The 26,247-nt window shown below is 44.3% G+C and carries 27 protein-coding genes and 2 pseudogenes; 21 read left to right on the top strand and 8 right to left on the bottom strand.

Annotated elements, in window-relative coordinates:
* Window positions 1–219: 219 nt before the first annotated feature.
* A complete protein-coding gene (locus NDN60_RS07100) occupies window positions 220–1,062 on the top strand; it encodes an HAD-IIB family hydrolase (protein WP_056947023.1) in 843 nt (280 codons plus the stop codon).
* Window positions 1,059–1,745, top strand: coding sequence for a TVP38/TMEM64 family protein (locus NDN60_RS07095; protein ID WP_099947524.1), 687 nt, complete (start codon window positions 1,059–1,061; stop codon window positions 1,743–1,745). The genes NDN60_RS07100 and NDN60_RS07095 overlap by 4 nt, the downstream gene beginning before the upstream one ends.
* Here NDN60_RS07095 and NDN60_RS07090 read toward each other — a convergent pair.
* A complete protein-coding gene (locus NDN60_RS07090; protein ID WP_099947523.1) occupies window positions 1,742–2,683 on the bottom strand; it encodes a quinone oxidoreductase family protein in 942 nt (313 codons plus the stop codon). The genes NDN60_RS07095 and NDN60_RS07090 overlap by 4 nt on opposite strands.
* Before the next feature lie 169 nt (window positions 2,684–2,852).
* Here NDN60_RS07090 and NDN60_RS07085 point away from each other — a divergent pair, with 169 nt between their 5' ends.
* The 3 genes from NDN60_RS07085 (at window position 2,853) to NDN60_RS07075 (ending at window position 5,630) form a co-directional block, all read left to right on the top strand.
* The gene (locus tag NDN60_RS07085) at window positions 2,853–3,335 is read left to right on the top strand and encodes a MarR family transcriptional regulator (protein WP_099947786.1); all 483 of its coding nucleotides are present in this window, start codon (window positions 2,853–2,855) and stop codon (window positions 3,333–3,335) included.
* Between the two features lie 85 nt (window positions 3,336–3,420).
* Window positions 3,421–3,996 (top strand): hypothetical protein, encoded by a 576-nt coding sequence (locus NDN60_RS07080; RefSeq protein ID WP_099947785.1) that lies wholly within the window; start codon window positions 3,421–3,423, stop codon window positions 3,994–3,996.
* A gap of 161 nt (window positions 3,997–4,157) precedes the next feature.
* A complete protein-coding gene (locus NDN60_RS07075) occupies window positions 4,158–5,630 on the top strand; it encodes an MFS transporter (protein ID WP_011375552.1) in 1,473 nt (490 codons plus the stop codon).
* A gap of 37 nt (window positions 5,631–5,667) precedes the next feature.
* Here NDN60_RS07075 and NDN60_RS07070 read toward each other — a convergent pair whose 3' ends face one another.
* Window positions 5,668–7,002, bottom strand: coding sequence for a dihydrolipoyl dehydrogenase family protein (locus NDN60_RS07070; RefSeq protein WP_056947021.1), 1,335 nt, complete (start codon window positions 7,000–7,002; stop codon window positions 5,668–5,670).
* Window positions 7,003–7,161: 159 nt separating this feature from the next.
* On the opposite strand from NDN60_RS07070, the gene NDN60_RS07065 reads away from it, so the two are divergent.
* The 3 genes from NDN60_RS07065 (at window position 7,162) to NDN60_RS07055 (ending at window position 10,454) form a co-directional block, all read left to right on the top strand.
* The gene (locus NDN60_RS07065) at window positions 7,162–8,100 is read left to right on the top strand and encodes an ABC transporter ATP-binding protein (protein ID WP_011375550.1); all 939 of its coding nucleotides are present in this window, start codon (window positions 7,162–7,164) and stop codon (window positions 8,098–8,100) included.
* Window positions 8,101–8,102: 2 nt separating this feature from the next.
* Complete coding sequence (locus NDN60_RS07060) at window positions 8,103–9,626, top strand: ABC transporter permease/substrate-binding protein (RefSeq protein WP_172425600.1); 1,524 nt, start codon at window positions 8,103–8,105, stop codon at window positions 9,624–9,626.
* Window positions 9,627–9,689: 63 nt separating this feature from the next.
* The gene (locus NDN60_RS07055; protein WP_056947011.1) at window positions 9,690–10,454 is read left to right on the top strand and encodes a MerR family transcriptional regulator; all 765 of its coding nucleotides are present in this window, start codon (window positions 9,690–9,692) and stop codon (window positions 10,452–10,454) included.
* Window positions 10,455–10,486: 32 nt separating this feature from the next.
* Here the strand turns inward: NDN60_RS07055 and NDN60_RS07050 are convergent, their stop codons facing one another.
* Complete coding sequence (locus tag NDN60_RS07050; protein WP_011375547.1) at window positions 10,487–11,053, bottom strand: sugar O-acetyltransferase; 567 nt, start codon at window positions 11,051–11,053, stop codon at window positions 10,487–10,489.
* A gap of 198 nt (window positions 11,054–11,251) precedes the next feature.
* Between NDN60_RS07050 and NDN60_RS07045 the strand changes: the two genes are divergently transcribed.
* From NDN60_RS07045 to NDN60_RS06990, 11 genes and pseudogenes are all read left to right on the top strand, one after another.
* Complete coding sequence (locus tag NDN60_RS07045; protein ID WP_011375546.1) at window positions 11,252–11,719, top strand: hypothetical protein; 468 nt, start codon at window positions 11,252–11,254, stop codon at window positions 11,717–11,719.
* 66 nt (window positions 11,720–11,785) lie between these two features.
* Entirely contained in the window at window positions 11,786–12,325 is a 540-nt protein-coding gene (locus NDN60_RS07040; protein WP_011375545.1) for a TetR/AcrR family transcriptional regulator, read from the top strand.
* A gap of 96 nt (window positions 12,326–12,421) precedes the next feature.
* Window positions 12,422–13,368: pseudogene (locus NDN60_RS07035) on the top strand (DUF5692 family protein).
* A 185-nt stretch (window positions 13,369–13,553) separates the two neighbouring features.
* The gene (locus tag NDN60_RS07025) at window positions 13,554–14,630 is read left to right on the top strand and encodes a GntR family transcriptional regulator (RefSeq protein ID WP_011375541.1); all 1,077 of its coding nucleotides are present in this window, start codon (window positions 13,554–13,556) and stop codon (window positions 14,628–14,630) included.
* Between the two features lie 299 nt (window positions 14,631–14,929).
* The gene (locus NDN60_RS07020; RefSeq protein ID WP_076631922.1) at window positions 14,930–16,312 is read left to right on the top strand and encodes a sugar porter family MFS transporter; all 1,383 of its coding nucleotides are present in this window, start codon (window positions 14,930–14,932) and stop codon (window positions 16,310–16,312) included.
* 22 nt (window positions 16,313–16,334) lie between these two features.
* A complete protein-coding gene (locus NDN60_RS07015) occupies window positions 16,335–17,942 on the top strand; it encodes a xylulokinase (RefSeq protein ID WP_099947551.1) in 1,608 nt (535 codons plus the stop codon).
* 10 nt (window positions 17,943–17,952) lie between these two features.
* Entirely contained in the window at window positions 17,953–18,687 is a 735-nt protein-coding gene (locus NDN60_RS07010) for an L-ribulose-5-phosphate 4-epimerase (RefSeq protein ID WP_011375538.1), read from the top strand.
* 288 nt (window positions 18,688–18,975) lie between these two features.
* Complete coding sequence (gene araA, locus NDN60_RS07005; RefSeq protein WP_099947784.1) at window positions 18,976–20,400, top strand: L-arabinose isomerase; 1,425 nt, start codon at window positions 18,976–18,978, stop codon at window positions 20,398–20,400.
* A gap of 110 nt (window positions 20,401–20,510) precedes the next feature.
* Window positions 20,511–21,122, top strand: coding sequence for a histidine phosphatase family protein (locus NDN60_RS07000; protein WP_011375536.1), 612 nt, complete (start codon window positions 20,511–20,513; stop codon window positions 21,120–21,122).
* 19 nt (window positions 21,123–21,141) lie between these two features.
* Entirely contained in the window at window positions 21,142–21,879 is a 738-nt protein-coding gene (locus NDN60_RS06995) for a sulfite exporter TauE/SafE family protein (RefSeq protein ID WP_056947030.1), read from the top strand.
* A gap of 23 nt (window positions 21,880–21,902) precedes the next feature.
* Window positions 21,903–22,541 (top strand): DNA alkylation repair protein, encoded by a 639-nt coding sequence (locus NDN60_RS06990; protein ID WP_307722584.1) that lies wholly within the window; start codon window positions 21,903–21,905, stop codon window positions 22,539–22,541.
* 28 nt (window positions 22,542–22,569) lie between these two features.
* Here the strand turns inward: NDN60_RS06990 and NDN60_RS06985 are convergent, their stop codons facing one another.
* Window positions 22,570–22,968, bottom strand: coding sequence for an Lrp/AsnC family transcriptional regulator (locus NDN60_RS06985; protein ID WP_056947005.1), 399 nt, complete (start codon window positions 22,966–22,968; stop codon window positions 22,570–22,572).
* 113 nt (window positions 22,969–23,081) lie between these two features.
* Here NDN60_RS06985 and NDN60_RS06980 point away from each other — a divergent pair, with 113 nt between their 5' ends.
* A complete protein-coding gene (locus NDN60_RS06980) occupies window positions 23,082–23,621 on the top strand; it encodes a cysteine hydrolase family protein (RefSeq protein ID WP_056947002.1) in 540 nt (179 codons plus the stop codon).
* A gap of 44 nt (window positions 23,622–23,665) precedes the next feature.
* On the opposite strand, the pseudogene NDN60_RS09365 reads toward NDN60_RS06980, so the two are convergent.
* The 4 genes and pseudogenes from NDN60_RS09365 to NDN60_RS06965 all read right to left on the bottom strand — a co-directional run.
* Window positions 23,666–23,845: pseudogene (locus NDN60_RS09365) on the bottom strand (YxeA family protein); the annotation flags it as partial.
* 12 nt (window positions 23,846–23,857) lie between these two features.
* Window positions 23,858–24,049: a hypothetical protein gene (locus tag NDN60_RS06975; RefSeq protein ID WP_056946999.1), complete on the bottom strand. Its 192-nt coding sequence runs from the start codon at window positions 24,047–24,049 to the stop codon at window positions 23,858–23,860.
* 115 nt (window positions 24,050–24,164) lie between these two features.
* On the bottom strand, window positions 24,165–24,677 hold the full coding sequence (locus NDN60_RS06970; protein WP_011375531.1) for a YbhB/YbcL family Raf kinase inhibitor-like protein: 513 nt from the start codon (window positions 24,675–24,677) through the stop codon (window positions 24,165–24,167).
* Between the two features lie 17 nt (window positions 24,678–24,694).
* Window positions 24,695–25,468 carry a hypothetical protein gene (locus tag NDN60_RS06965; protein ID WP_064485097.1) on the bottom strand — a complete coding sequence of 258 codons (774 nt, stop codon included), beginning with the start codon at window positions 25,466–25,468 and terminating at the stop codon, window positions 24,695–24,697.
* A gap of 111 nt (window positions 25,469–25,579) precedes the next feature.
* Here NDN60_RS06965 and NDN60_RS06960 point away from each other — a divergent pair, with 111 nt between their 5' ends.
* Window positions 25,580–26,140, top strand: a complete 561-nt coding sequence (locus NDN60_RS06960; protein WP_011375528.1) for a TMEM175 family protein — start codon at window positions 25,580–25,582, stop codon at window positions 26,138–26,140.
* Window positions 26,141–26,247: the final 107 nt, after the last annotated feature.

The following is a 26,247-nucleotide window of genomic DNA, read 5'->3' as shown; positions in this document are numbered from 1 at the left end:
GCTTCTTAGCGCCGATAGTAGTTGGTGGGAAACTACCTGCGAGGATAGGACGTTGCCACGCAAATTAAAAAGGTTGAACCTTAGGGTTCAGCCTTTTTTGTTGTCTTAAGTATGGTAGTATTTTTATCATTACTTAAATACATCTTTTGTGTTTATCTATGATTGTTTATACTAAAGAGATTAGAATAAGTGACTTTGAATAAAAGTGAGGTTTTCATCATGGGTGTTAAAATGATCGTTGTTGATATGGATGGGACTTTTTTGGACCAGAATAATCAATATAATCAGGCGCGGTTTGCGCGAGTTTTTCAGGCGTTACAAGCACGCCAAGTTAAGTTTGTGGTCGCTAGTGGGTCGCAATATCAACGGCTGCAAAATCAATTTGATCCGTATCGTCAGTCGTTAGATTTCATTTCTCAAAATGGGGCGATTGTGCATCATGGTGATGATTTACTGCGAGTAGACGCATTGGCTGATGATGATTTACAAGCGTTATTAGCGTTAATTGCGAAGGGCTTTCCAGCGGGGATAATTGTGCAAAAAACAATTTCTGGGTTGGCTCAAACGTATGTGCCGCGGCAGGCTTCACCTGAAACACTAGCAATCATTAAACAGTATTACCATGCGGTGACGTTGGTCGATCATTTTGATCAGTTGACGGGGCGCTCAGTCAACGATCAAATTACTAAAGTCGGGATCACGTTTGGGCCGGATGTTGATTATTCACAGGCGGTTCAGCAGTTACGGGGCTCCTTACCGGCAGGTTTGATGAGTCAGAATTCGGGATTTCAAACGGAGTTGATTGGTAATGTTGGTGTGGATAAAGTGAGCGGTCTACGTCAATTACAGACGCGTTACCAAATTACCGATGATGAATTGATGACTTTTGGGGATAATGAAAATGATTTGGGGATGCTGACGATGACGCCGTGGGGTTTTGCGATGCCTAATGCCTATGAGTCGATAAAAAAACAATCCGCTAACATTGCGTTAGCGGATCATAATCACGATGGTGTCTTGACGACGATTGAGCATTACTTAAAAGAAGGTGTCATCGGATGACGGCGCACCAACAAAAGCGGCTGATACTGGCGGTAAGTATCATCTTACTAGCGCTGATTGTTTTATTGATTGGTTGGCGCCATCAGAGGACGGTCATTGCTTTTTTAGCGCAGTGGCAGGATTATCGGCAATATGTGTTGGATATTCGTCATCTGGGGCCATATGCGTTCTTGGTGTTTGGCTTAGTGATGGTCGTGATGACAGTGATTCCTGGCGCGCCGACTTCAGCGGTTGCGATGCTCGTCGGGGTTTGTCTGGGGCATTGGGGCGGCTTTGTCGTTAATGCGATTGGTTTAACGCTCGGGAATTTACTGCAAGTGCAGTTATTGGCCAGAGTGCGGGATCGCCGCCACAAAAAGCCGGATTCACGCGTTTATCGTGCGCTAGTTAAAATGCGGCATCCGGCAGTCGGCGTCTTGATTGGTTATGCAGTACCAATGATTCCAACTGCTTTTGTGAATCTAGCCGCCGGTGATACGCATTTAACGGCTAAAGCACAAAGCTGGGCTTGTTTAGCCGGTTCGACGATCGTTGCTTTTATTTACGCTTTTGCTGGAGATTTATTAATCTTGAAACAAGATTGGAAGAGTCTCCTCATTCTGTTGACGATTGCGGTTGTAATTGGCTTGGCGGAATACGGGATTCGTATGCGGCGCGATGCTGTGGTGCGAGGGACCGACTAGATAGTGAAAACGAGGCGTTCATTGCCAGGGAGGTGCCAGCCAGCTTCAACATCTGATAATGGCAGTGTCCGAGTTGTAAAAGTAAAAGGTTGTTCTTTTTCAGCGGTTAAAATGGCGTTCAAGGATTTCATCATATCGATAGGCGCAACTGAACCCTGACCGGAGCCAATTAAGCTTAAAGCGACAGCGCGGAAGCCAGCCCCTGGAATGGGTGCGGTTTGGCCGGCAGATGAGCCGATTTCAACCCATTGCAAAAGTTGTTCGGCATTTTGACGGTGGGGGATGATGGCGGTCATGGCGTTTGCTGCAACGTCGCCCCAAAGATAATCAAGGACGATATCAACGTCACTGCCGGCTTTAGCGAGTTGAGCATTGCGTTGTGCGGGTTCTGCAGAGAGATCGACCAGTTGTGTAGCGCCTAAGTCGGTCAGTGTCTTGAGTTTCTCTGTATTGAGGGCGACGGCGATAATTTCTGAAGCGCCTAAGCGTTTGGCAATCTGAACGGCCATCATACCGGCGTTACCGGTAGCGCCCAGGATCATGACTTTTTGACCGGCACTAAAATTGGCACGGTAGTTTAGGGCCATCCAAGAAGAAAGCGCGGGATTCATCATGCCCGCTAATTTAATTGCATCAAGGCCATCGGGAACTGTTACCCAGTGGCCTTTTTTGACGGCGACTTGTTCAGCAAAAGTACCTTCGCTGGCGAAATAAACTTGTTCGCCGGTTGGTAAAGTGCCGATGCCATCGACTCCGGGGATCATTGGTAGTTGGTCCGTTGAAGTGTAGTGGCTGCCGGCTGCTCCGGAGCGCGCCCGATTGGAAAGGGATGAGGCAATCACGTTAATGAGGACTTCATCTGGGTTAAGAATTGGTGTTGGAAATTGGTTATCAAATTTAGGATCTTGTTTAAAATCTGTTACGACTGCTGCTTTCATATTAAAAACCTCTTTTTTTATAGGATTAATTACCGGTAATGGATTGGGGTAAAAATGACCCGGTTAATTGTAAAAATGAAAGATTCTTGTTTTTTAATTACCTGTAATGTAAAATTAGTATAGATCCTAAATTAATAAAAGTTAACAGATATATTACAGGTAATTAAAAATGTCTAAATTAACAAAACTCCAAGAAATGATCGCCAAATTACACGCTGAAAATGATCAAGATTCAGAGCGCGATTGGCTATTGCAGCATTTACAGGCCAACAATACACCGGAGATGATGGCCCAAGCCAAGAAACTGACGCATTCGGAATTGGCAATTTTGACGCAACTGGCACAGGCGGGCGAAGCAATCCCGTTTAAGCAGTTACAGGCGCAATCCGAATTATCGCAAGAAATGTTATCGCGCTATATTCAGCGCCTCGCTAAGAACCGGTTGGTTGAAAAATTTCACACGCCGGAGAATCAAAAAGCCGTCGTACTAAGAATTACGGCCCGCGGGCAAGAAATCGGTGAGCTGCATCATCAATTACATCAACGGCAACGCCAAAACTATGAAGCTGTTTTAGCCAACTACTCCGAAGCCGAAGTTGAGACTATTGCGCAATTTATCGAACAGATGATAGCGGCGCGCGAAAATCTTTAACCCGAAATCTCAAAAACGGTTCGAAGTGACATATTGTGTCGCAATCATTTTTTATAATTATCATAGAAAGTGAGCGTGATGCTAAATGACAAAATATACAGCCGTTGATAGTTGGTTATACTGGTCAATTCCAAGCGACCTGAATGACGCAACGCCGGAAGAAGCCATTTTACCGTTATTCAAAGAAAATTATGAACCAGGTTTCCCGAGTGACATTGATAAAGCAGCCTTAGATCAAAAATTGAGTGCGGTGCAATACGTCTTTATCGGGTTGAACCCGGGCGATGCGGGCCCATTACCAGAATTATTCGGGAACTTCCACGGTGATCGCAAAAGTTGTGACTATCGATTAGCAGCCATTACTTACGGTACTGCTGCGTGGGGTGGTTTCATCACGGATTTGGAAGGGTCATTAGAAAGTGACTCCAGCAAGGTTAAGGTGGACCAGGCCAATGTAACAGCCTTACTCGATCACTTGAAGGACCTTGGTATTCCACAATCAGCAACCTTAATTGCTTTAGGCAGCAAGGTTTATAAGGCTCTGGAAGGCAATTTACCAGCAGGCTATCATCTCAGCCAATTAATGCACTATTCCGGAATGAACGGTCACTGGCGCTTTGAAAAGGAACGGAAAATAATTGAAGCCCACACGGCATTGTAGCCGATTGAAAAAGGACTCTGAAAGGGGGCCTTTTTTGTTTGCCTTCAAGTCAACTTGAAGGTGTATGATAATAAAAGTGGTTGAGCGGCTGAAGGAAGGTCGTTAATTGAGATAGCTTATACTATAATAAGTAAAAACAGAAAATACGGAGTAAGTTGATAGTGAATAAGAAGAATACACTTTTAGTAACACTGGCATTATTATTATCAAATATGATGGCGGGGCTTGATGGGACAATCATCAATACGGCCTTGCCAGCAATCATTAGTGATTTGCACGGGATTCAATATATGGGCTGGATTGTGGCGGTCTTCTTGTTGGGGATGGCGGTGGCCACACCTTTATGGAGTAAGTTGGGTGAACACATCGGCAATCGACGGGCCTACCAATTGGCAACGTTATTGTTTGCGGTCAGTTCAATTTTTCAGGCGGTTTCTGGAAACATCGTTTTCTTCCTGATTGCTAGAACCGTTATGGGGATTGGCGCTGGTGGGATGAACACCTTGCCATTCATCATTTATGCTGATTTATACCAAGATTTGCGCAAGCGGGCGCAAGTTATCGGGTACGCGACCGCGAGTTATAGTGCGGCTTCGATTGTCGGGCCATTGATTGGTGGGTGGATTGTTGATACCTTTAGTTGGCACTGGGTCTTTTACATCAACGTGCCAATCGCATTGGTATCCATTCTCTGCGTACGTTATTTCTTCAAAGAACAACCTAAGGCACATCTAAGTGGTAGCGTCGATTACTTGGGCGCCGGCATTATGATTACCAGTTTGGTGACGTTATTGACCGGGATTCAAATGATTGGGACCGGCTCATTGACCTTGATTATTGGGTTAATCGTCGCAGGTCTGGCCTTGTTAGTTGTCTTATACCGAGTGGAAGATCGCGCGGCCGATCCAATCGTACCGAACCGGTTGTTTAAAAATCCGCAATTGGTGACTGATTTTATCTTATTCGTCGTTTTATGGGGCGCATTTATCGCGTTTAACATCTATATTCCAATGTGGGCGCAAGGGTTATTAGGCTTGAGTGCGTTACTCGGCGGGATGACGCAAATTCCAGGCGCGGTCACCAACTTGATTGGTTCGCTGGCTGGGCCGGCAGTTCAACCGCGCTTAGGGAAACACCGCGTGGTAACATTAGGGACGGTTGCTTTTTTAATCGCCTTTAGTGGGATGTTAATGATGGGCGATCGGGCACCATTTTGGTTTTTATTATTGATGGGCGCTTTTGAAGGGTTCGGACTTGGGATGAGCTTTAACGTCTTGCAAATTAGTGTCCAAGAAGACGCTGAGACGCGCGATGTGCCCATTGCGACCTCCTTTGCCTATCTCTTACGGATTCTGAGTCAAACGTTCATGTCGTCGATTTACGGCGTGATTTTGAACCATGCTTTAACGCAAGGGATTGCCAAATCACACGGGAAAATCACGATGGCGATGATGAACAAGTTGAGCAACCTCCAACGCGTGCACGAATTGCCAGCGCACCTCTTACCGGCAATGCGCGCGATTATGTACCAAGGCTTACACAATATTATGTTGATTGCGACAGTGCTCTTGGTGATTGTGCTGGCCTTTAATCTATGGTTACAGGGAAAAGCGAAAAAAGAAAATGTTATTTAAAAAAGTGTTGAAGGCCCAATCGGTCTTCAACACTTTTTTAGTAGTAATATTTCAAATCACTGGCGGGACTTGGGTAGTTGTAGATTGTATCGGTGAGTTCAGCCGCGGTCGTGTGATTTTTAATGAGGGGCGTCAAATAATTGATCAATTCTTCGGCAATCGTGGTGTAGGCTGCCGCGCCGACGAGTTGGTTGGTTTGGCGGTCAAAAATCGTGGTCACGATGGCGTTTGGTTCCTTGATGCGATTGAAGGTGTACCAATTAGTGGTTGTTTGTTGGTTAAGTCGATATTGGTCGGGGTTTTCTTGCGCCGTTTGAACAGAAACACCGGCTTGTGAAATCTGGGGGCTAGCGTAAACCGTGTGTGGAATGAGCGGATACGCAATGGGGTCTGAATTGGTTTGGAGAAGTTGATTGGCTACATAGCGCCCTTCAAAGCCGGCGACTGGCGTCAATTTAGGCTGGGGCCGATCAACGACATCGCCAATAGCGTAGACCCGCGGGTTACTGCTGACTAAGTGCTCGTCCACTTGAATTCCGTGGTGGCCAGTGGCAATGTCCGCTGCCGGCAAGTTGAGTTCGTCGATATTCGCGTGACGCCCAAGTGCGGCAAAGGCAGCATCCACGGTCAGCGTAAAACCGCCTGCGTTGTTGAGCACGAGGCTTTTTGTTGTCTCATATACTTTGGTCACCGTTGTTTCAAAATGGAACTGAACGCCTTTATTTTGGAGGCTTGTAATCAGTTCAGTTGTCATGGCTTCTGGGAAATCGCGTAAAATCCGCTTGTTATGTTGAATGATGTGGACTTCAGCGCCCGCTGTGGCGGCGATATTCGCTAATTCGATGGCGATATAACCGGCACCGATGAAGGCTATTTTAGCAGGGAGGTGATCCAGGTCTAAAAATTGATTGCTGGTCTGTAAAAGATCGCGTCCTTCAATTGCGGGGAGCGTTGGGGTCTGACCGGTTGCGATGATGAAGTGGTCGGCCGTATAATCCGTTTCACCGACGCGCAAGTGGTGGTCGGCGATAAAGTGAGCAGTGCCGGTTACTGTTCGAATGCCAGCGCTTTGCAGACCGTTTAAAGTGCCGTCCGGAATTTGAGTGGTGTATTGGCGCTTGAAAGCCATGAGTTGGGGCCAGTTGATGTAACTGGTACCGACTAAACCACTAGATTGCAGGGTGTGCTGGTGGTCGATGGCTTCAACAGCCGAGTAGAGCATCTTTTTAGGGTCGCAGCCGCGATTGGGACAGGTGCCGCCCCATAAATCATTTTCGACGACTAAAACGGACTGCTGTTCCGCCAAACGATAAGCCGCCGCTAAGCCGCCAGGGCCGCCACCGATCACGATGGTGTCAAAATGTGTTTTCATATTAAACCCTCCTCAATTGATTGCTTTGGCTTCATCGTAGCACAGTGCAAAAGTGAATCAAAAAAATAAGATTGACGGGCCCAAGCACGTCAATTGGTTGGCCTTCTTCTAAGTGGTACAATGAACTAACAAATCGTTAAGTGGCAAAAGGAGTAGCGCATGATTGAATTTGAAGGTGTCACCAAACAATACGGGCAAAGCCGCGCGTTAGATGGTCTAACATTAACCATTCCAGACAATGGTCTATTTGTCTTGGTCGGCCCTAGTGGTAGCGGGAAAACGACCTCGGTCAAAATGATCAACCGGTTGATTGAACCAACTAGTGGGACGATTAAAATTGATGGTCAACCAATTGACCAAATGGATTTGCAGACCCTCCGACTTAACATTGGCTATGTTTTGCAAAATATCGCCCTTTTTCCGCATTTAACAATCGAAGAAAATATTACTATTCAACTTGAAGTTTTGGAGTGGTCTAAAGCTGATCGCCAAAAGCGCGCTCGGGAGCTGTTAACGCTGGTTAATCTGGATCCAGATAAATACGCCAACCGCTATCCTAGTGAACTCTCTGGGGGCCAACAACAGCGAATTGGGATTATTCGGGCGCTGGCGACCAAACCGAAAGTGATTTTAATGGATGAACCGTTTAGTGCGCTCGACCCTGTGACGCGCACGCAATTGCAAGATCTCGTATTGGATCTGCAAAAGCAATTGCATAATACGGTTGTTTTTGTGACCCATGACATGAAAGAAGCACTGCGTTTAGGGGATGAAATTGCGGTGATGCGGGCGGGTAGTATTCAACAAATTGGAACGGCCGAAGCGATTTTTAACCAACCGAAAAACGACTTTGTCCGTGAATTTTTCGATATTGAACGCCAACCAACGACATTGACGGTGCAAGATTTAGTGGCCGCTGATTTGGGGACCGTTGTTAGCGGGCAACCGGAAACGATTACCATGACAGCATCCATCAAGGCCTTGGCCCAAGACTTAATCGCGCAACCTGAAGGGGTCATCGTGGCACTTGATGACCAAACACAACGGCAATTGACGACGACTGATTTAACGACGCTCATTGCGAAACGGGGGCTTTAATGATGATTCAACAGATTCAGCAGATTTTAACGACTCAATCGGGCGAATTATTGCAAGCGCTCGGCCAACATCTGGAAATCTCATTACTGGCGCTCTTAATTGCGGCGGTCATTGGGATTCCGCTTGCGATTATTTTAACCGCGCACCAAAAACTCGCCGAAGCGATGTTACAAGTGACAAGTGTTCTGCAGACGATTCCGTCGTTGGCGCTCTTAGGATTATTGATTCCGCTAGTGGGGATTGGCACGGTGCCGGCAGTGATCACGTTAGTCTTGTACGCATTGATGCCGATTTTTCAAAATACATACGCGGGACTCAGCGGGATTGATCCGGCGTTAAAAGAAGCGGAGATTGCTTTTGGCTTACCACGTGCGAAGCGTTTGTTGCGCATCGAGCTACCATTGGCGATGCCGTTGATTATTTCGGGTCTGCGGATTGCGCTGGTGATGATTATTGGGACGGCAACTTTGGCGGCCCTGATTGGCGCGGGCGGTCTAGGGACCTTTATCCTGGTTGGGATTCAGTCGAATAATAACGCCCTGTTAGTAGTCGGGGCAACGCTCTCGGCTGTTTTGGCGTTAGTGGTTAGCGCGCTGATTCGCTGGTTAGGTACATTATCGTTCAAAAAGATTACGATTAGCTTGGCCATTTTTGTGGGGCTTTTTGGCCTTGTGGAAGGTGTGACGCGGTTCCAAGCACCACCAACTAAAATCACAATTGCCGGCAAGTTAGGTAGTGAGCCCGAAATCTTGATGAATATGTATCGTGACCTGATTTTGGCCGATCATCCGCAATATGATGTGACGGTTAAACCGAATTTTGGTGGCACGACCTTCTTATTTAATGCATTGAAGGCCGATCAAATCGATATCTATCCAGAATTTACGGGTACGGTCTTACAGACGTTGGTGAAATCGCCAACCAAGACCAACCAGAATCCAACTAAAACGTACCAACTCGCTAAAAAATCGCTCCAAGAACAATTCAAGATGGCATACTTGCCACCAATGCGCTATCAAAATGGTTACGACCTGGCGGTTAGTGCGGCTTTTGCCAAGAAATACAATGTCAAAACGATTTCGGATTTAGCGGCCTTGAACCAATCGTTTACGGCCGGCTTTGACCCAGACTTTTATCATCAAAAAGATGGCTATCAAGGCTTGAAGAAGACGTATCAATTGCAACTAGACGCTAAAATTATGGAACCTAGCATCCGCTACAAAGCGATTGCGGATGGCAAGGTCGATGTGGTCGACGGGTATACCACCGATGCGGAAGTGGCGCGCTATAATCTAGTCGTTTTAAAAGACGATCGGCATTTCTTCCCACCTTATCAAGGCGCACCGATTATGAAGGAGAGCTTCAAAAAGGCCCATCCAGAAGTCGTCAAAGCGCTCAATAAGTTAGCCGGGAAGATTACTGAAGATCAGATGCAACAGATGAACTACCAGGTTCAAGTTAAACACCGTAAAGCGCGCGATGTGGCCCATGATTTCTTGGTTGAGCAAAAATTAATCAACAAATGATAACTGGCGCTTGACCCTCACGCCACGTCAGGCCTTATAGTGGGTTTTGAAGGAGGGATGGCAATGAATTATCAGATTAAAGCTTTCGCTGAATTGACCGGTGTTTCTGAGCGTACGTTGCGTTATTATCACGAGCGCGGGTTACTGGTGCCGGCGGTTGCTAGTAATGGTTATCGAAGCTATTCGAGTCAGGATGCGGATCGGCTGCAGTTAATCTTGATGTACCGGCAATTACAGTTTAGCTTGGCAGAGATTCAGCAGTTATTGGCGTTATCGCCAGCAGAACGGCTGACACACTTAGCGGCTAAACGGGATGAACTCACCAAGCAACAAGCAGTGTTGACGGCGACTTTGGCGCAGCTAGATGCCACCCTTCAAAATCAAACTGGAGGTTCTCAAATGACAGACCAAACTAAATTTGAACAGTTCAAACACCAGGCAATCACTGAAAATGACCAACGCTATGGGCAAGAAGTGACGGCAAATTATGGTGAACAAGCCAAGCAAGAGGCGGATCAACATTTTGCGGGTTTAACCAAAGCACAATATGCGACGATGCAAGCCGCTGAGGCCAACTTAACGACGGCCTTGCAAACTTACTTGGCGCAACCGCAATTACCGTCAGAAGCAGCACAAGCGGCATTTAAAGCCCACCAAACGTGGCTGCAAACGGCGACACCACGCTATAGTTTAGCTATGCACCGTGGTTTAGCGGCGATGTATGTGGCGGACGAACGATTTGTGGCTTACTATACGAAATTAGTGGGCAATTCGAAAGCAGCAGCAGCCTTAAAAGCGATTATTGAATACTATGCAATTGAAGCCTAAAAAAAGGACTGACATTTGTCAGTCCTTTTTTATTATTTAGCAGGAATTTCTCGCAAGACGCGTGCTGGATTGCCGACCAAAATCACGTTATCTGGATATGATTTTGTGACGACACTGCCGGCGCCGACAACGACGTTATTGCCGAGGCTTACACCTGGTAAGACAGTGACGTTAGCGCCTAGCCAGACGTGGTTGCCAATCGTAATGGCACCAGAGATTTCTTTTTTAGTGGCGCGTTCTGTTGGATCAAGTGGGTGATAAGGGGTTAAAAGCGATACACCCGGGCCGAATTTACAGCTATCGCCGATTGTAACGCGGCCTTCATCACAGATTAAAACGTTGCGGTTACCGTAAAAATGGTCGCCAACCGAAATATTTTGGCCGAAGCTAAATTCAAAACCGGTTTCGATGAAAAAGTCGCTACCAGTGTGGCCGAGTAATTTTTGGATGGTGGCCATCCGAGTTGCATTATCTAAGATTTGGCCGGCCTTTTGTAGCGCCAAGCGTGTTTCGTTACGTTGCTGAACCGTTGCTTCTGAATCGAAGTACCATTCGCCGTTGGTCATTGCTGTAAAAGCAGCATCGTTTGTGACTGTCATTTGCAATTCTCCTTTACGTAAATCATGATAGCTTTACGATAAAACAATCGTCTGAAAAGTGCAAATAACATTAGCGCGGTTTTTGAAAGTTTGCTACAATTAATCTTAATCAAAAAAACGTGCGTATAATTGATCAGCACAAAGTAGGAATACCCTACTTTGTGCTGTTTTTTTTATGCCCATTTAAGGAGAATATTCATGTTATTTGTTAAAAGATTACCACAAAACTTTAAGGAAACACTGCTGTTTATCGCGGTAATTTCAATTTTATCCGTCAATCTAATTGCTCCGTTGATCACGGGCTTTGAGATTGGTTTTTCGTGGCAAATGTGGCAAGCCACGCTACGAGTGATTCCGTTTATCTGGGTGGCCGTCGTTGTATTAGTGGTATTGACCCAAAAGCCAGCCGAATACTTGGCCAGTCATCTCATGGCAAAAACTGATAGCTTTCAAGCACAGATGTTAATTACGGCGTTGTGTAACGTCTTTTTAATGTCCATTTTTCTAACGGTGATCGGCACTTGGATTGGCAGTGGTCAGGTTTCAATGGCGCCGATTACCCATTTTGGCGCGAAATGGCCGCGTAATTTTGCCTTGGCATTCATCGTTGAAGCGTTTATCGCCCAACCAATCGCTCGGTCGGTCATGCAACTGATTCACCACTAATCTGGATTGCAATCGCTTGGTTGATATGGGATGCTAAAGGTAACTATCAAGTGGAGGTTATTTGAGATGGATACCAAACAAAATTTGGCCCAAAATCTGAAATTACTAATGGCAACGACGCCGGTCGATCACATTACTGTCAATCAGTTGACGCAGCAGGCGAACGTCGCGCGCAACACCTTTTATTACCATTTTGCCGATATTAATGAATTGGTCGCGTGGATTTATAACCGCGAGATTGTCTCCCAACTGGCGGCCTACCAAAAAGAACAGGATTGGGCCAAAGGATTGGATCTGCTATTGCGTTATATTGAAACCAATCGTCATTTTTGTTTAAATACATTTCACTCCCTGAATCGCGATTTATTGGGCCGCTTTTTATACCGCGTTGCGTTTAACATGGTCACCGGTGTCGTTGATGACCTGCAACCGGATTGCCCACCGACTTTGCGCGATGAAATGGCCAACTTTTATGGTTGGGCGCTCGCGACGCAGATCATTCAATGGTTGGTGACCAACCTGCAAGAATCGAAAGTTGAATTTTATCAGCGGATGCACCGGATGCTAAATGGGACTTTGCAACAAGTGCTGGATAATAATCGCTAAATTTGGACAAACACCCCGGAATAACCATATCGAAAAACAACGGAACCGATTACAGTAGAAGTATAGAAACAGCTATTATTTCTAGGAGGGGTTTATATGTTATTTCAAAATATTGCGGGGATTGATTGGCTCGTCTGGATTGGGGTCGTTGCAGCTTTAATGCTGTTAAACGAAGCCGCACGGGCTAACAAATGGGTAGCATTATTATTATTTGTTGGACTACCTATTATTTTAACGATTTTTGTTTGGCCAACGACGGCCGGACCTGATAGTAGTACTGGGACATGGTTCCACTGGGTTAAAGTTTACTCAGCGTTGGCCGGATGTTTAGGCTTTATGGCGTTGCGTTTTAGTCCTAAATTGCAACACAATAAGTGGGCATTGATTTTCCCACCGGCTATCTTGGCCTTCAACATTATGGAAGCCGTTATCCGTGACTTCCAAGTGGCTGGCTTACACGGTTTAGTGGACGGCGTTGTCATGAATGGTGGCGCTTGGAACATTATGAACGGGATTGCCGGAATCATCAATATCATCACGATTTCAGGGTGGTTTGGGATTATCATCAGCCACGACAAACAAAAAGACATGATCTGGCCTGATCAAATTTGGCCTTGGATTATCGCCTATGATGTTTGGAACTTCGCCTACGTTTATAACTGTGTTGGCGATCACTCATTCTACGCAGGCGCGGCTTTATTGATTTCATGTACGTTAGCCGCTTTCTTTGTGAAAAAAGGCAGTTGGTTACAAGCACGTGCACAAACATTGGCTTTTTGGATGATGTTTACGATGAGTTATCCCGCTTTTGTGACGGACTCACAATTCTCTGTCCAAAGTACGCATAGTAGCGCTGCTTTGATGACGGTCTGGCCCTTGCCATTAACGTGGCAGTACTAGTGTTACATGTTTACCGGATTATCAAACACCGACGCAACGTCTTAACGGACGACATCTACGCCGGAACAGTTGCGCATGATCAAGTATTGGCAGACAACACACCAGCCGACCAACAACCGGCAGGATTGAATTTGAAGAAATAATTATAAGAAGACGCTGTAGACAAAAGGAATGTTGTCTGCAGCGTCTTTTTTTAATAAAGTGGGTTTACGGATTGGAAAATAAGACAAACTTTGCTATGCTAGAAGTGTTCAAATAAATTATTAAAAATCACATCAATTAGCAATCAATTTCGAATCAATTTAAAATTGATTGGTGGAGTAAAGCCATGCAAAATAAATTTAAAAAAGTAAAAGAAGCGCTAAAAGAAGCCATTATTTCGGGTCAATATTCAATTGGCGCTAAACTACCAACTGAAACGGAATTGATGGCACAATACGATGTTTCACGGTATACCATTCGCCGAGCGGTCGGTGATTTAGAAGAAGAACATTTCATCAATCGGATTCAAGGCGGGGGGATGTTTGTCCAAGACTGGCATCGCGAATGGACGAATGATGCTGATAGCAAGGTCATTGGGATCATCACAACGCATATTGCGGACTATATTTTCCCAAGTATTATCTCAGGTATTGATCGGGTACTTTCTGAAAAAGGCTATTCAATTCTGATTAGCAATACGCATAATAATCATGAAAAAGAGCGTAAGAGTCTGATTAATATGCTTGATAATAAGGTTGCTGGTTTGATTATTGAACCCACACAAAGTGCGCTTAAAAATCCGAATATGGATTTATACCACGAGATTCAAGACGATCAAATTCCAACGCTCTTTATCAATGCTTCCTACCCAGAATTGGATTTTCCCGTCATTACAAATGATGATTTAGAAGCGGAAAAAGAGATGGTTAATTACCTCTTTGAACTCGGTCATGAAGCAATTTTAGGTATTTTCCAAGTTGGGGATCTGCAAGGCGTTCACCGGATGAATGGCTTTATTCAAGCTTACCAACAACAACCTGCAATTGCGTATAAGAGTAATTTAATTATGTATCAATCAGGCGACAGTTTCGAGAAAGTATTGAAACGTGTGGCGGATTATTTACAAGGTTCAGAAGTACCGACGGCAATTGTTTGTTACAATGATCAACTCGCAATTCGGGTTATTGATTTTCTGAAATCAAAAGGCTTAAAAGTACCGGCGGATATTTCAGTCGTTGGTTTTGATGATTATCAAATGTCACGGTATATTAGTCCTAGTCTGACAACACTCAACCATAATAAGACGAAGATGGGTGAGGATGCAGGCCAAATGGTCTTAGACATGATTCAGGATAAACCGGTTGAATCGATCCTATACCAACCACCATTAATTAAACGGAACTCTGCCGGAAAAGTTAAATAAGGACGTATCTCAAAAGGGGCTATCTGACGATAGCCCCTTTTTAGTTTCCATAATTATTCGAATAAATAAAATGGTGGTCAATTAATTTAAAAAAATTATATAACAGCAAAAGCCTAATAACATGCGGTTTAAAATGATGACGCTTACTTATATTGATTCGAATCAAAAATAATCATATTGATTTATTCGAATGAAAGTTATAGACTGAATTTGTCGACAAGTTGAAACCGTTTTATAAAGTGAAACGGTCATTTAAAAAGTACGTTAAATAGACTTAAAAAAAGATGGAGGAAAAAAGCATGACGCAGGCTAAAAAAATTCCAAGTAGCTTCATTTACTTCTTTGGCTCATTTGGTGGGATCTTGTTTGGTTACGATATTGGCGTAATGACGGGGGCGTTACCCTTTCTACAACACGACTGGCATTTAGAGAATAATGCTGGGGTTGTTGGCTGGATTACATCGGCAGTAATGTTTGGTGCCATTTTCGGTGGCGCACTAGCTGGGCAGCTATCAGATAAATGGGGTCGTCGGAAGATGATTTTGTTATCATCTTTGATTTTTGCAATTGGCTCATTACTATCAGCATTCTCGCCAAACGACGGACAGGTCTACTTAATCGCCGTCCGTGTTTTCTTAGGATTAGCAGTCGGGGCAGCATCCGCGTTAGTACCGGCATATATGTCTGAAATGGCACCAGCTAGACTAAGAGGCCGACTCACTGGGATTAATCAAACGATGATTGTTTCAGGGATGTTGTTATCTTACATTGTGGATTATTTATTAAAAGGTTTGCCTGAACAGTTAGCATGGCGCTTAATGTTAGGCCTTGCCGCAGTACCAGCCATTATTTTGTATTTCGGGGTTTTACGTTTACCAGAATCCCCACGGTTCTTGGTGAAACACAATCGATTAGATGAAGCACGTCAAGTCCTTGGTTATATCCGTTCAAAAGACGAGGTCGAAACTGAATTAACGAATATCCAGACGACGGCCGGTATGGAAAGTAACGTGCAACAAAGCACTTCAATGAAAACGCTTTTAAGTGGTAAATATCGATATCTCGTGATTGCGGGGATTGGGGTTGCTGGATTTCAACAATTCCAAGGCGCTAATGCCATTTTCTACTACATTCCATTGATTGTGGAAAAGGCAACGGGCAAAGCCGCTAGTTCAGCACTGATGTGGCCGATTATTCAAGGGGTCATCTTAGTTTTAGGTTCACTTTTATTCTTAGTCATCGCCGATAAGTTTAAACGGCGGACGTTGTTAACACTTGGTGGGACCGTGATGGGCTTGTCATTTATTTTACCAGCCATCATGAATGCACTGATTCCCAACTTTAACCCAATGATGATTGTCGTTTTCTTATGTCTCTATGTGGCCTTTTACGCCTTTACTTGGGCACCACTGACATGGGTTTTAGTCGGTGAAATCTTCCCACTAGCTATTCGGGGTAAAGCATCTGGCTTAGCCTCATCATTCAACTGGATTGGCTCATTCTTAGTTGGGTTACTCTTCCCAATGATGATCGCATCCATGCCACAAGAAGAGGTCTTCGCCATTTTCGGTGTCATTTGTTTACTGGGTGTCCTCTTCATTAGAACTTGTGTCCCTGAAACAATGGGTCACACATTAGAAGAAATTGAAGCGCAAGGCACAAACAAGGCGCATAAAGCATAAGTGTCAGAGAGGAAAGATGATGATGAATTTAATTGAAGCAGCACAAGCCATCAAATCCGGTCAGGTCTCATTAGGGATCGAATTAGGCTCCACACGGATTAAAGCCGTTTTAGTAGCGCAAGATTTTCAAACCATTGCGTCAGGGAGTTTTGTTTGGGAAAACCAATTAGAAGATGGCGTCTGGACGTATCCAATTGATGCGGTTTGGACCGGGATTCAAGCGAGCTATATGCAAATGGCTGCGGAAGTCCAAAGTAAGTATCACGAACCGATTACCACGATTAAAAGTATCGGTGTCAGCGCGATGATGCATGGTTATCTCGCCTTTTCTAAGGACGATCAATTGTTGGTGCCTTTTAGAACATGGCGTAACAACATTACCGAACAAGCGGCTGATAAATTAACCGAACAATTTAATTTTAATATTCCACAACGGTGGAGCATTGCTCATTTATATCAAGCCATCTTAAATGACGAAGCACACGTCAGCCAAGTGGCTTTCATGACCACCTTAGCGGGTTATGTCCACTGGCAATTATCAGGTGAAAAAGTCCTCGGGATTGGCGACGCATCCGGTGTCTTCCCAATTGATCCCCAAACGGGTAGTTATGATGCTCAGTTAGTCGCACAATTCGATCAAATCAAACGCGTTCAACAACAACCTTGGCAGTTAGCCGATATTTTACCAGCGGTCTTGCCAGCGGGACACGCTGCTGGCCAATTAACGTCAGCCGGCGCGCAATTGTTAGATCCAAGCGGTAATTTGACAGCGGGTAGCTTGATGTCACCACCTGAAGGGGATGCCGGAACCGGAATGGTCGGCACTAACAGCGTCCGCAAACGGACTGGGAACATCTCAGTCGGGACGTCAGCCTTTTCAATGGTGGTGTTAGACCAACCGCTCAAACAAGTGCATCGCGATATTGATATGGTGATGACCCCTGATGGCTCACCAGTTGCGATGGTCCACACAAATAATTGTTCGTCAGATATCAATGCTTGGGCTAATTTATTCAATGAATTTGCAGCACGTCTGGGAGTTTCATTAGCGCCTGATCGGTTATACGAAACGTTGTTCTTAGAAGCAACCCATGCCGATCAAGACGCAGGGGGCTTGATTAATTACAGCTACTTATCCGGTGAAAATGTCACTAAAATGCCGGCTGGTCGCCCATTATTTGTCAGACAACCGCATAGCCACTTCAACTTACCTAACTTTATTCAAACCCAATTATATGCAGCCTTTGCACCGCTTAAAATTGGGATGGATATCTTGGTGAAGGAAGAACAAATCAAGACGGATGTCATGATTGCCCAGGGTGGATTGTTCAAAACCCCCGTCGTTGGGCAACAGGTCTTAGCGAATGCTTTAAACACGCCGATTACAGTTATGAGTAATGCCGGCGAGGGTGGTCCTTGGGGCATGGCTGTCTTGGCAATGTTTGCCGCTGATAATAATGGTCAAACGCTCGATGATTTCTTGGATCACAACGTCTTTACGAACCCAGAAAGCATGACGCTCAGTCCAGAAGCCGCGGGTGTGGCTGGTTATCAAACCTTTATTGAGGCCTACCAAGCAGGGTTACCAATTGAAAGTGCGGCAATTGCTGCGATTAAAGATGAGAAGTGAGGATTAAAGCATGTTAGAAAAACTAAAACAAGAAGTGTATGACGCCAATATGCGCCTACCTAAATTAGACCTAGTCACTTTTACTTGGGGCAATGTTTCCGGAATTGACCGCGAAAAAGGCTTGTTTGTCATCAAACCTTCTGGTGTTGATTACGAAGACTTAAAACCAAGCGACATGATTGTCGTGAACTTAAAAGGCGAAGTCGTTGAAGGTAATATGAATCCTTCTAGTGATACGCCAACGCATACCGTTTTATACAATGAATTTCCAGAAATCGGCGGCATTGTGCATACGCATTCACCTTGGGCCGTTTCATTTGCTGAAGCCGGTATTCCGGTGCCCGCACTTGGCACGACACACGCGGATACTTTTTACGGGGATGTCCCAGTTTCTGAAGCTTTAACACAAGCCGAAATCGAAAATGATTACGAAGAAAATACGGGCAAGGTCATCGTGAAAACCTTCAAGGAACAGGGCGTTGATCCTGAAGCCGTTCCAGCAGTGCTTGTGCGCCAACACGGACCTTTCACTTGGGGTGCCACACCAGACAAAGCCGTTTATAACGCTAAAGTCTTAGAAGTGGTGGCCGAAATGGATTATCACGCCCTTCAATTGACACGCAATAACAGTGCCGTGCCACAATTCTTGTTGGACAAACATTATTACCGCAAGCATGGCAAAAATGCCTACTACGGTCAAAATAACGCCCAATCACAAGGTCATGCTAAAAAAGAAGTGCGTTGAAACCAGGTATCCTTCGAGGACTAGCCTAGTCCCGTGAATGAGCGACAAAGTCGATCGTTTGCGGGACATAGCTAGCCACAGAAGGATGGTTTGAAAAGCACGTTAAAAAAGAAGTACGTCAAAAGTGATTAGTTTGAAAAATACATTAAAAAAAGGAGTGCGTTTGAAACGAGTTGATTCTGAGCATTAACTTAATTTGGCGAATTAGCGATGGAATCGCTGATTTGACAAATGTCGTTAAGCGCAAGAGTCAGTTTCAAAAAGCACGCTAAAAAAGGAGTCTTTATCATGTTAAATACAGAAAATTATGAATTTTGGTTTGTCACAGGGAGTCAATCATTATACGGCGAAGAAACCCTCCGCTCAGTTGAAAAAGACGCTAAGGAAATCGTTGAAAAATTAAACGCGAGTCACCAATTACCTTACCCAATCGTTTTCAAATTAGTCGCAACAACTGCTGATAACATTACAAAAGTGATGAAAGAAGCTAACTACAACGATCACGTTGCTGGTGTGATTACTTGGATGCATACTTTCTCACCTGCTAAAAACTGGGTCCGCGGGACAAAATTATTACAAAAACCACTACTTCATTTAGCAACTCAATTCTTAAACAAGATTCCATACGACACAATCGATTTCGATTACATGAACTTAAACCAATCAGCTCATGGCGATCGCGAATATGCCTTCATCAATGCGCGTTTACGTAAAAATAACAAGATTATCTCAGGTTACTGGGGTGATGAAGACGTTCAAAAAGCAATGGCTAAATGGATGGACGTTGCGGTGGCTTACAACGAATCATTTAAGATTAAAGTCGTGACATTTGCTGATAAAATGCGGAACGTGGCCGTCACAGACGGTGATAAAGTCGAAGCTCAAATCAAGTTTGGTTGGACGGTTGATTATTGGGGTGTCGGTGATTTAGTCGCAGAAGTCAATGCTGTCTCAGAGGCTGATATCGACGCTAAGTATGCTGATTTACAAAAAGAATACGACTTTGTTGAAGGTCAAAACACACCAGAAAAATTCGAACACAATGTTAAATACCAAATTCGTGAATACTTCGGTTTGAAGAAATTTATGGACGATCGTGGCTACACAGCCTTCACAACCAACTTCGAAGATTTAGTTGGGTTGGAACAATTACCTGGTTTAGCAGCCCAATTATTGATGGCTGAAGGTTATGGTTTCGCTGGCGAAGGGGACTGGAAGACAGCTGCTTTAGATCGCTTGTTGAAGATTATGGCTCATAATGAAAAGACGGTCTTCATGGAAGATTACACACTTGATTTACGTCAAGGCCACGAAGCTATCTTGGGGTCACATATGCTTGAAGTTGATCCTTCAATCGCATCAGATAAACCACGGGTTGAAGTTCACCCATTAGATATCGGCGATAAAGACGATCCTGCACGTTTAGTCTTCACAGGGATGCAAGGCGATGCTGTGGACGTCACAATGGCTGATTATGGCGACGAATTCAAATTGATGTCATATGATGTTCGCGGCAACAAACCAGAAGCTGATACACCACACTTGCCAGTTGCTAAACAACTCTGGACACCAAAACAAGGCTTACGCGAAGGTGCCGTTGGTTGGTTAACCGTTGGTGGTGGTCACCATACAGTCTTATCATTTGCTGTTGATTCAGAACAATTACAAGATTTAAGTCACTTGTTTGATTTGACTTACGTCAATATTAAATAAGGCGGTCAAATTAAAAGAGGCTACGGCAAAATTTGTCGTAGCCTCTTTTGCTATTGAAATGGGTGTCAGCTTTCTTATAGTATAATGGAGAAACGAAAGTGGGGATAAACATGACAACTTTTTATTTTGTACGTCACGGCGAAACGACCATTAATAAAGCACAGTGTTTCAATGGCGGTGGGGTCGATTCTGCGTTGACACCAGCGGGGCTAGCGGCCGCAGACCGCTTGGGTGATTATCTAGGCGACCAAATTTTTGATGCCATTTTGACGTCACCGCTCCAACGCGCCCAGACGACCGCGGAACACTTACTGGCGCAATCGCGCGTTGTGCAACCGGCGTTAACGATTGCCCCCCAACTACGGGAAATGGCGCTAGGTGATTGGGAAGCACAGCCGGTAGCGGCGCAAGAAAAGCATCCGCAATTTGATAACTACTTTCACCATCCAGATTTATTTGAGGCCGATCAGATTCACGCGGAATCCTACCAAGCCGTTTTAGACCGGGCCATGACGGTTATTGACCAAGCCCAACAAGCTTATCCAGAGGGCAACGTCTTAATTGTGGCGCACGGGATTGTTTTATTGTTTGTCATGGGGACCCTTTTAGGCGTGCCGTTTAGTGCCATTCGCGATCAAAAAATGGTGGCAAACGCAAGCCTATCGATCTTAGAAGGCCAAGGCCAACCGTATGAAAAGGTCCTTTGGAATAAAACGGTGTAGAGGAGGCATTTCTTAAATGATGATGCTAGTAATTGTCGTTTTAATTGTCCTATTAGGGGCCTTTACGCGAACCGTTTTTGGTTTTGGTGAAGCGTTAGTGATGATGCCGTTATTGGCATTAGTGGCGTTTGATTTAAAGTCGGCGACGGCCTTGATCGGGGCACTAGGCCTTATCGTGGCTATTCCAGCTGTTATTCAGCACCGCCGGCAGATTGATATCGCAATTGTGCGCCGACTCGTCATTGGCTCATTATTAGGTGTTCCGGTCGGGATAGCCCTAATGACCTATGTGCCGACAGTGATTGTATTACGGACTTTGGCCGGGTTTTTAGTCATATATGGTAGTTATAATTTGTATCAACTGCATCAACATCGCATTCAAAAACAACATTTAAAAGCACCGTATTGGGACTACTTAGCGGGGGTTATTTCGGGCGTCATGGGCAGTGCTTATAACAGTCACGGCGTCCCCGTTGTGATTTATGGAACGTTGAAAAAATGGCCTGTCGATGAATTACGCGGTATTTTACAGGCCCATTTTGTCTGCGTCGGGACGGTCGTCGTTATTAGTCATCTATTGGCAGGATTTTGGACGCTCCAAGTGGTTCAATTATTGGGGATCAGTTTACCACTGCTGCTAATTGTGATTCCGCTAGGGAACTGGGTTAGTGCCAGAATTGATAGCCAAACAATGGTCCGTTATATTTATGACTTATTGATTATTTTTGGCGGCTTATTATTGTATAAAACATTTTAAGAACATTGTCGAGGAGGCAAATGATGTTGATATTCGAGTTACCCATTCATCCAGAAAACCAAGCAGCGATGGCGCGATATATGCAAGATCAGTTCACTTTTAACGGTGTCAAAGCGACCGAAAGACATGCTTATGAACGCGACTTTTGGCCAGCCGTGAAACAGTTACCATCGGCAGAACTGATGGTGATTATTAAGGCGCTTTATGCGCGTGAAGCGCGCGAATATCAATATGTCGCAATCGATATTGCGGCGCGGGCCGTTCGCAAATGGCAACGTGCAGATCTATTGCAGTTTGCCGAATTAGTAACTGAAAAAGCATGGTGGGACAGTGTAGACCCTTGGAAACGTGTTTTTAGCGAGTACATCAAGCGTCATCCAGCTGAATTTGAATGGGTCGGTCAACTATTTGCTCAAAAAGAGAATTTTTGGTTACGCCGCGTCGGGTTGATTCTGCAATTAGGGTTCAGGGACGCAACGTGTATTGACTATTTGCAAGCCGCTATCGAAACCGATCAAACAACGCCGGAATTTTTCATCCAAAAAGCGATTGGGTGGGCCTTGCGTGATTACGCTAAGACTAATCCGGAATGGGTGATTGATTTTGTCGACACACATACGTTATCGGCATTAGCGCAGCGCGAAGCGTTAAAACGACTCTAAAAAAGGCTAAATGTTTCACACGAAACATTTAGCTTTTCTTTTTATCATTTAAAACCACTTCAACGCTATAACGGGCCCAATTTGAAAGATGATCGATGAAAGTTGTCAGGCGCGTTTGTTCAAAGTGTGCGATGACCACATAACAAGCTTGACCGCTAACTTGGTAAAAAGAGTCTACTTCAGGATACTGATTTACCGCTGCTTCGACGTCTGAAAAATGATTATTATTCATAAAGAGTCGGATGAATTGCCGTTGCTGTTGCGCGATTTCAATCGTGAAACGGGTAATGGTCTGTTGGTCGATTAGATGGTTAATCCGTTGACCAACTGCCTGCCCAGTGAGATGGACTTGGGCGCCAATTTCTTTGTTAGAAAGGCGGCTATCTTGTTTGAGTAGGCTTAAAATGGTGAGATCGAGTTGGTCCATGAGAGGGTTCCTTTCAAGATGAAGTTAAATGCGTAAATATGCTTTCGCGCGGCACTGTATGAGTGGCTTAATCACCGGTACAATAAGCCTATTAACAGAGGATGGTGACTGAGATGAAACAAGCATTGTTGGTAATTGATGTTCAGAATGATTATTTCCCGGGTGGTAAAATGGCCTTATGTCAACCCGAAGCAGCTTTGGTCGCAGTGAAGCGCTTGGAAGCGGATTTTCAAGCTAAACATTTGCCGATTATTTATATACAACATATTAAATGTCAAAAAGATGCCGATTTTTTTGAAGTAGGAACGGTGGGGGCCCAGTTGCATCCTGATTTGTACGTTACAGATGAGTCTATCATAATTGAAAAGCATTTTCCGAATAGTTTTCAAGAAACACGATTGGCAACCGCGCTGCAAGAATTAGCAATCGATCAACTTGTGATTTGCGGCATGATGACGCAGATGTGTATCGACTCAACTACCCGTGCGAGTTTTGAACGGGGCTATCAACCGATTCTTATTCAGGATGCAACGGCTACCAAAGCATTAACGATAAATGGTGAGTCAGTATCAGCGTCTCACGTTCAAACGGCATTTATCGCAGCGTTAACTAATTTTGCCAGTGTTCAGAATAGCATTGAATTCATTCACTAAAAAAGGCTCAAGCAAAAATAATTTTGCTTGAGCCTCTTTTCTAGTTATTTTTCTAATTCAGTTTGTACTTTAGCTGGGATTTTATCTTTGGCGATATTATTAGGGCCGGATAAAACTCGTTTTGAATTGAATTCCAATTTGACGTAGCTGTTAGGTGTCAATGGTGTTGGTTTTTCGCTAGAAATTTCAACAGGGACAGTTGTTCGCGTACCATCTTCTTTAACAACATTTAGTTGTTAATGGTAACTGTATTCATTTGGCACAACCTTACCTTGATCGTCCTTTGTCGCTTGCTTGGTAGGCGTTTTAGCGGGCACTTGGGCGTAGCCAACGTCACCCTGGTAAGTATTTTTATAGTAGTTATAACCGGCAAAGCCGACGATGATGAGCGCAACAATTGCGACCAGACTAATCATTTTCTTTTTCAATGAAAACACCTCATTATTTAATTGATAAAGGTATCATATACTGACCAACGTTAAAAAGCGATGTTTTTAACGCCGGATAACAAAAGTGTTAGGTCATGCTGAAAAGACTGTCATCTTAGTGCTTAAATTGCCGGTATTTTGCTTCCAGAACGGCTTTATCAAGGATGTGGCCCTTCATGGCGGTTGTTAACTGATTGAGGTAAAAGCCGTCCTCTAAATCAAGTGAACAATCGAGTGCAAAAACTGTCAAAGTATAGGTGTGATCGCGATTAGGCGGTGTCATACCACCGTAGCAAGCAGAGGCTTCCGCTGCTTGGTTATCCGTCATCGGGCTGTGCCACGTATTGACGCCTTGCACAAAAGCGGGGGATTGTTGACTACTATTTGCCAAGACCGTTGTTGCTTTTAGATTGGCGAGGGTCCAATGAATCCAGGGGAACCCTTTGGTGACTTCATAGGCATCTAAATCATAGAAAATCGCCGCATAGGTAACAGTGTCTGCGGGTGCTTGCTCAATTATAAAAGGAATTGAATAGGTGGGCATACCAATTTCGTTTAGTGCATCACTGTAGCCACCATAAATATCATCAAAATAACCATTATGAATCCCTGTACTTGTTAATTGCATAATGCTAACCTACCTTATTAAATTTTTGACCAGTCATCAATTGAGCGGCCATCTTGATCAATGAGTTCTAGCCAACTATTGGTGCCCCCAAAGTAGAGAAAAAGTCCAACTTCATTGACACTTTTGAAAATAATATCTTCTGTTGTGACATTATCTTGAACTTGATTGCTGTGTTCGTGGCGCAATTGGGTGCCCATTTTAGCGGCAAATCCGAGTGAGCCATCCTTGTTGAGCGGCGGTTCCGGCATTAATGTTGCGCCAGCCTTCAGGCACATTTCGTTTCGTTTTTGCCAAATGGCAGTGCCGGTTGCTTGTCGCGTTTTAATGTTAAATGGTACGGCGCTGATGGCTTTTGTCCAACGGTGCCGGGCCTTAGCAGCTGGTTTTACTTTTGGGTTCGCCGCTGGTTGCCAATTGAAACCAAATCTTTCTAGAATTAAGTTTAACGTTTCAAATAGTGGTCGTAAAGTTTGGCGGTAATTACTGGGGACTTTGGCCGGTAAATCGGTTGTTTTGATGGCTGATGATTGTTCGGCTAACAAACAGCCTAAATAGGCTAGACCTTCGGGCCAGTCCGTATCAGTGAGTGTTAAAAAGGGTCCGTTTGGAATGGTCGTGATTTCCCCAGCGAGATAGTCAATTTGCGTGATTTGTTGCTGGTTTGTATGCAGTAGTAGGCCGTCAAACGGTGGTAATGTGGCCGGTTGTTCCGAATAGATGGTTAGCATTTGTTGGTCAAAAAGAATCTCAGTTTGCGTGGCCTTTAAGTTAACTTGCAGTTTAATCATCATAAAACCTCCATCGTGAGTCATTAATTTTAATTAAACACTAAAAAAGACTGGTTGTCAGCTAATGAATACCGTAAACTAGTCTTGAATAAAAAAATATGGAGTGATTAATTGATGAAAAAGGAACGATTTGAAGCATTTACTGATGCGGTAATTGCCATTATTTTAACAATTTTAGTATTGGAACTACATCTCCCAGAGGACGATCATTCATGGATGGCGATTTTAGATGTCCGGATGAAATTCTTTGCATATGTATTAACCTTTATTTTTATTGCGACAATGTGGGTTAATCATCATTATTTGTTTGCGCAAGTGAAGCAAATTAATGGCCAGATTATCTGGGTGAATATCTTATTACTATTCTGGACATCATTATTGCCAGCAACAACGGCTTGGTTGGGGACGGATATTCATTCAGTAGCTGCCTCAACGTTATATAACGTGAATGTCTTACTATTCAATATCACGACCGCTTATCTAAGACGATTGGTCATCAAAACGAACCCAATTCACAATATGCATATGTTGTTAATTGGCGAACTTGTTTCATTTAGTTTGAACTTTATCACGTTGATCGTCAGCTTTTTTTACCCACCATTTCCGTTTATCGGTCTCTCATTAAATATTATGATTTGGGCAGTAGTGGGATTAAGAGGTAGAATTACAGTGTAATTAATAATAGAGAACAGTCCTTGGTATTAGGGACTGTTTTTATTTTGACCGCAACGGTGTTGTTTTTTGTTATGATAGTAGATAGGAATTTTAACGGGTGGGAGAAA

Origin of the sequence: Latilactobacillus sp., assembly GCF_033176295.1 — a bacterium.
Taxonomy (GTDB): domain Bacteria; phylum Bacillota; class Bacilli; order Lactobacillales; family Lactobacillaceae; genus Latilactobacillus; species Latilactobacillus sakei.
The sequence above is the reverse complement of the archived record's forward strand: the minus strand, read 5'-3'. Positions and strand labels throughout refer to the sequence as shown.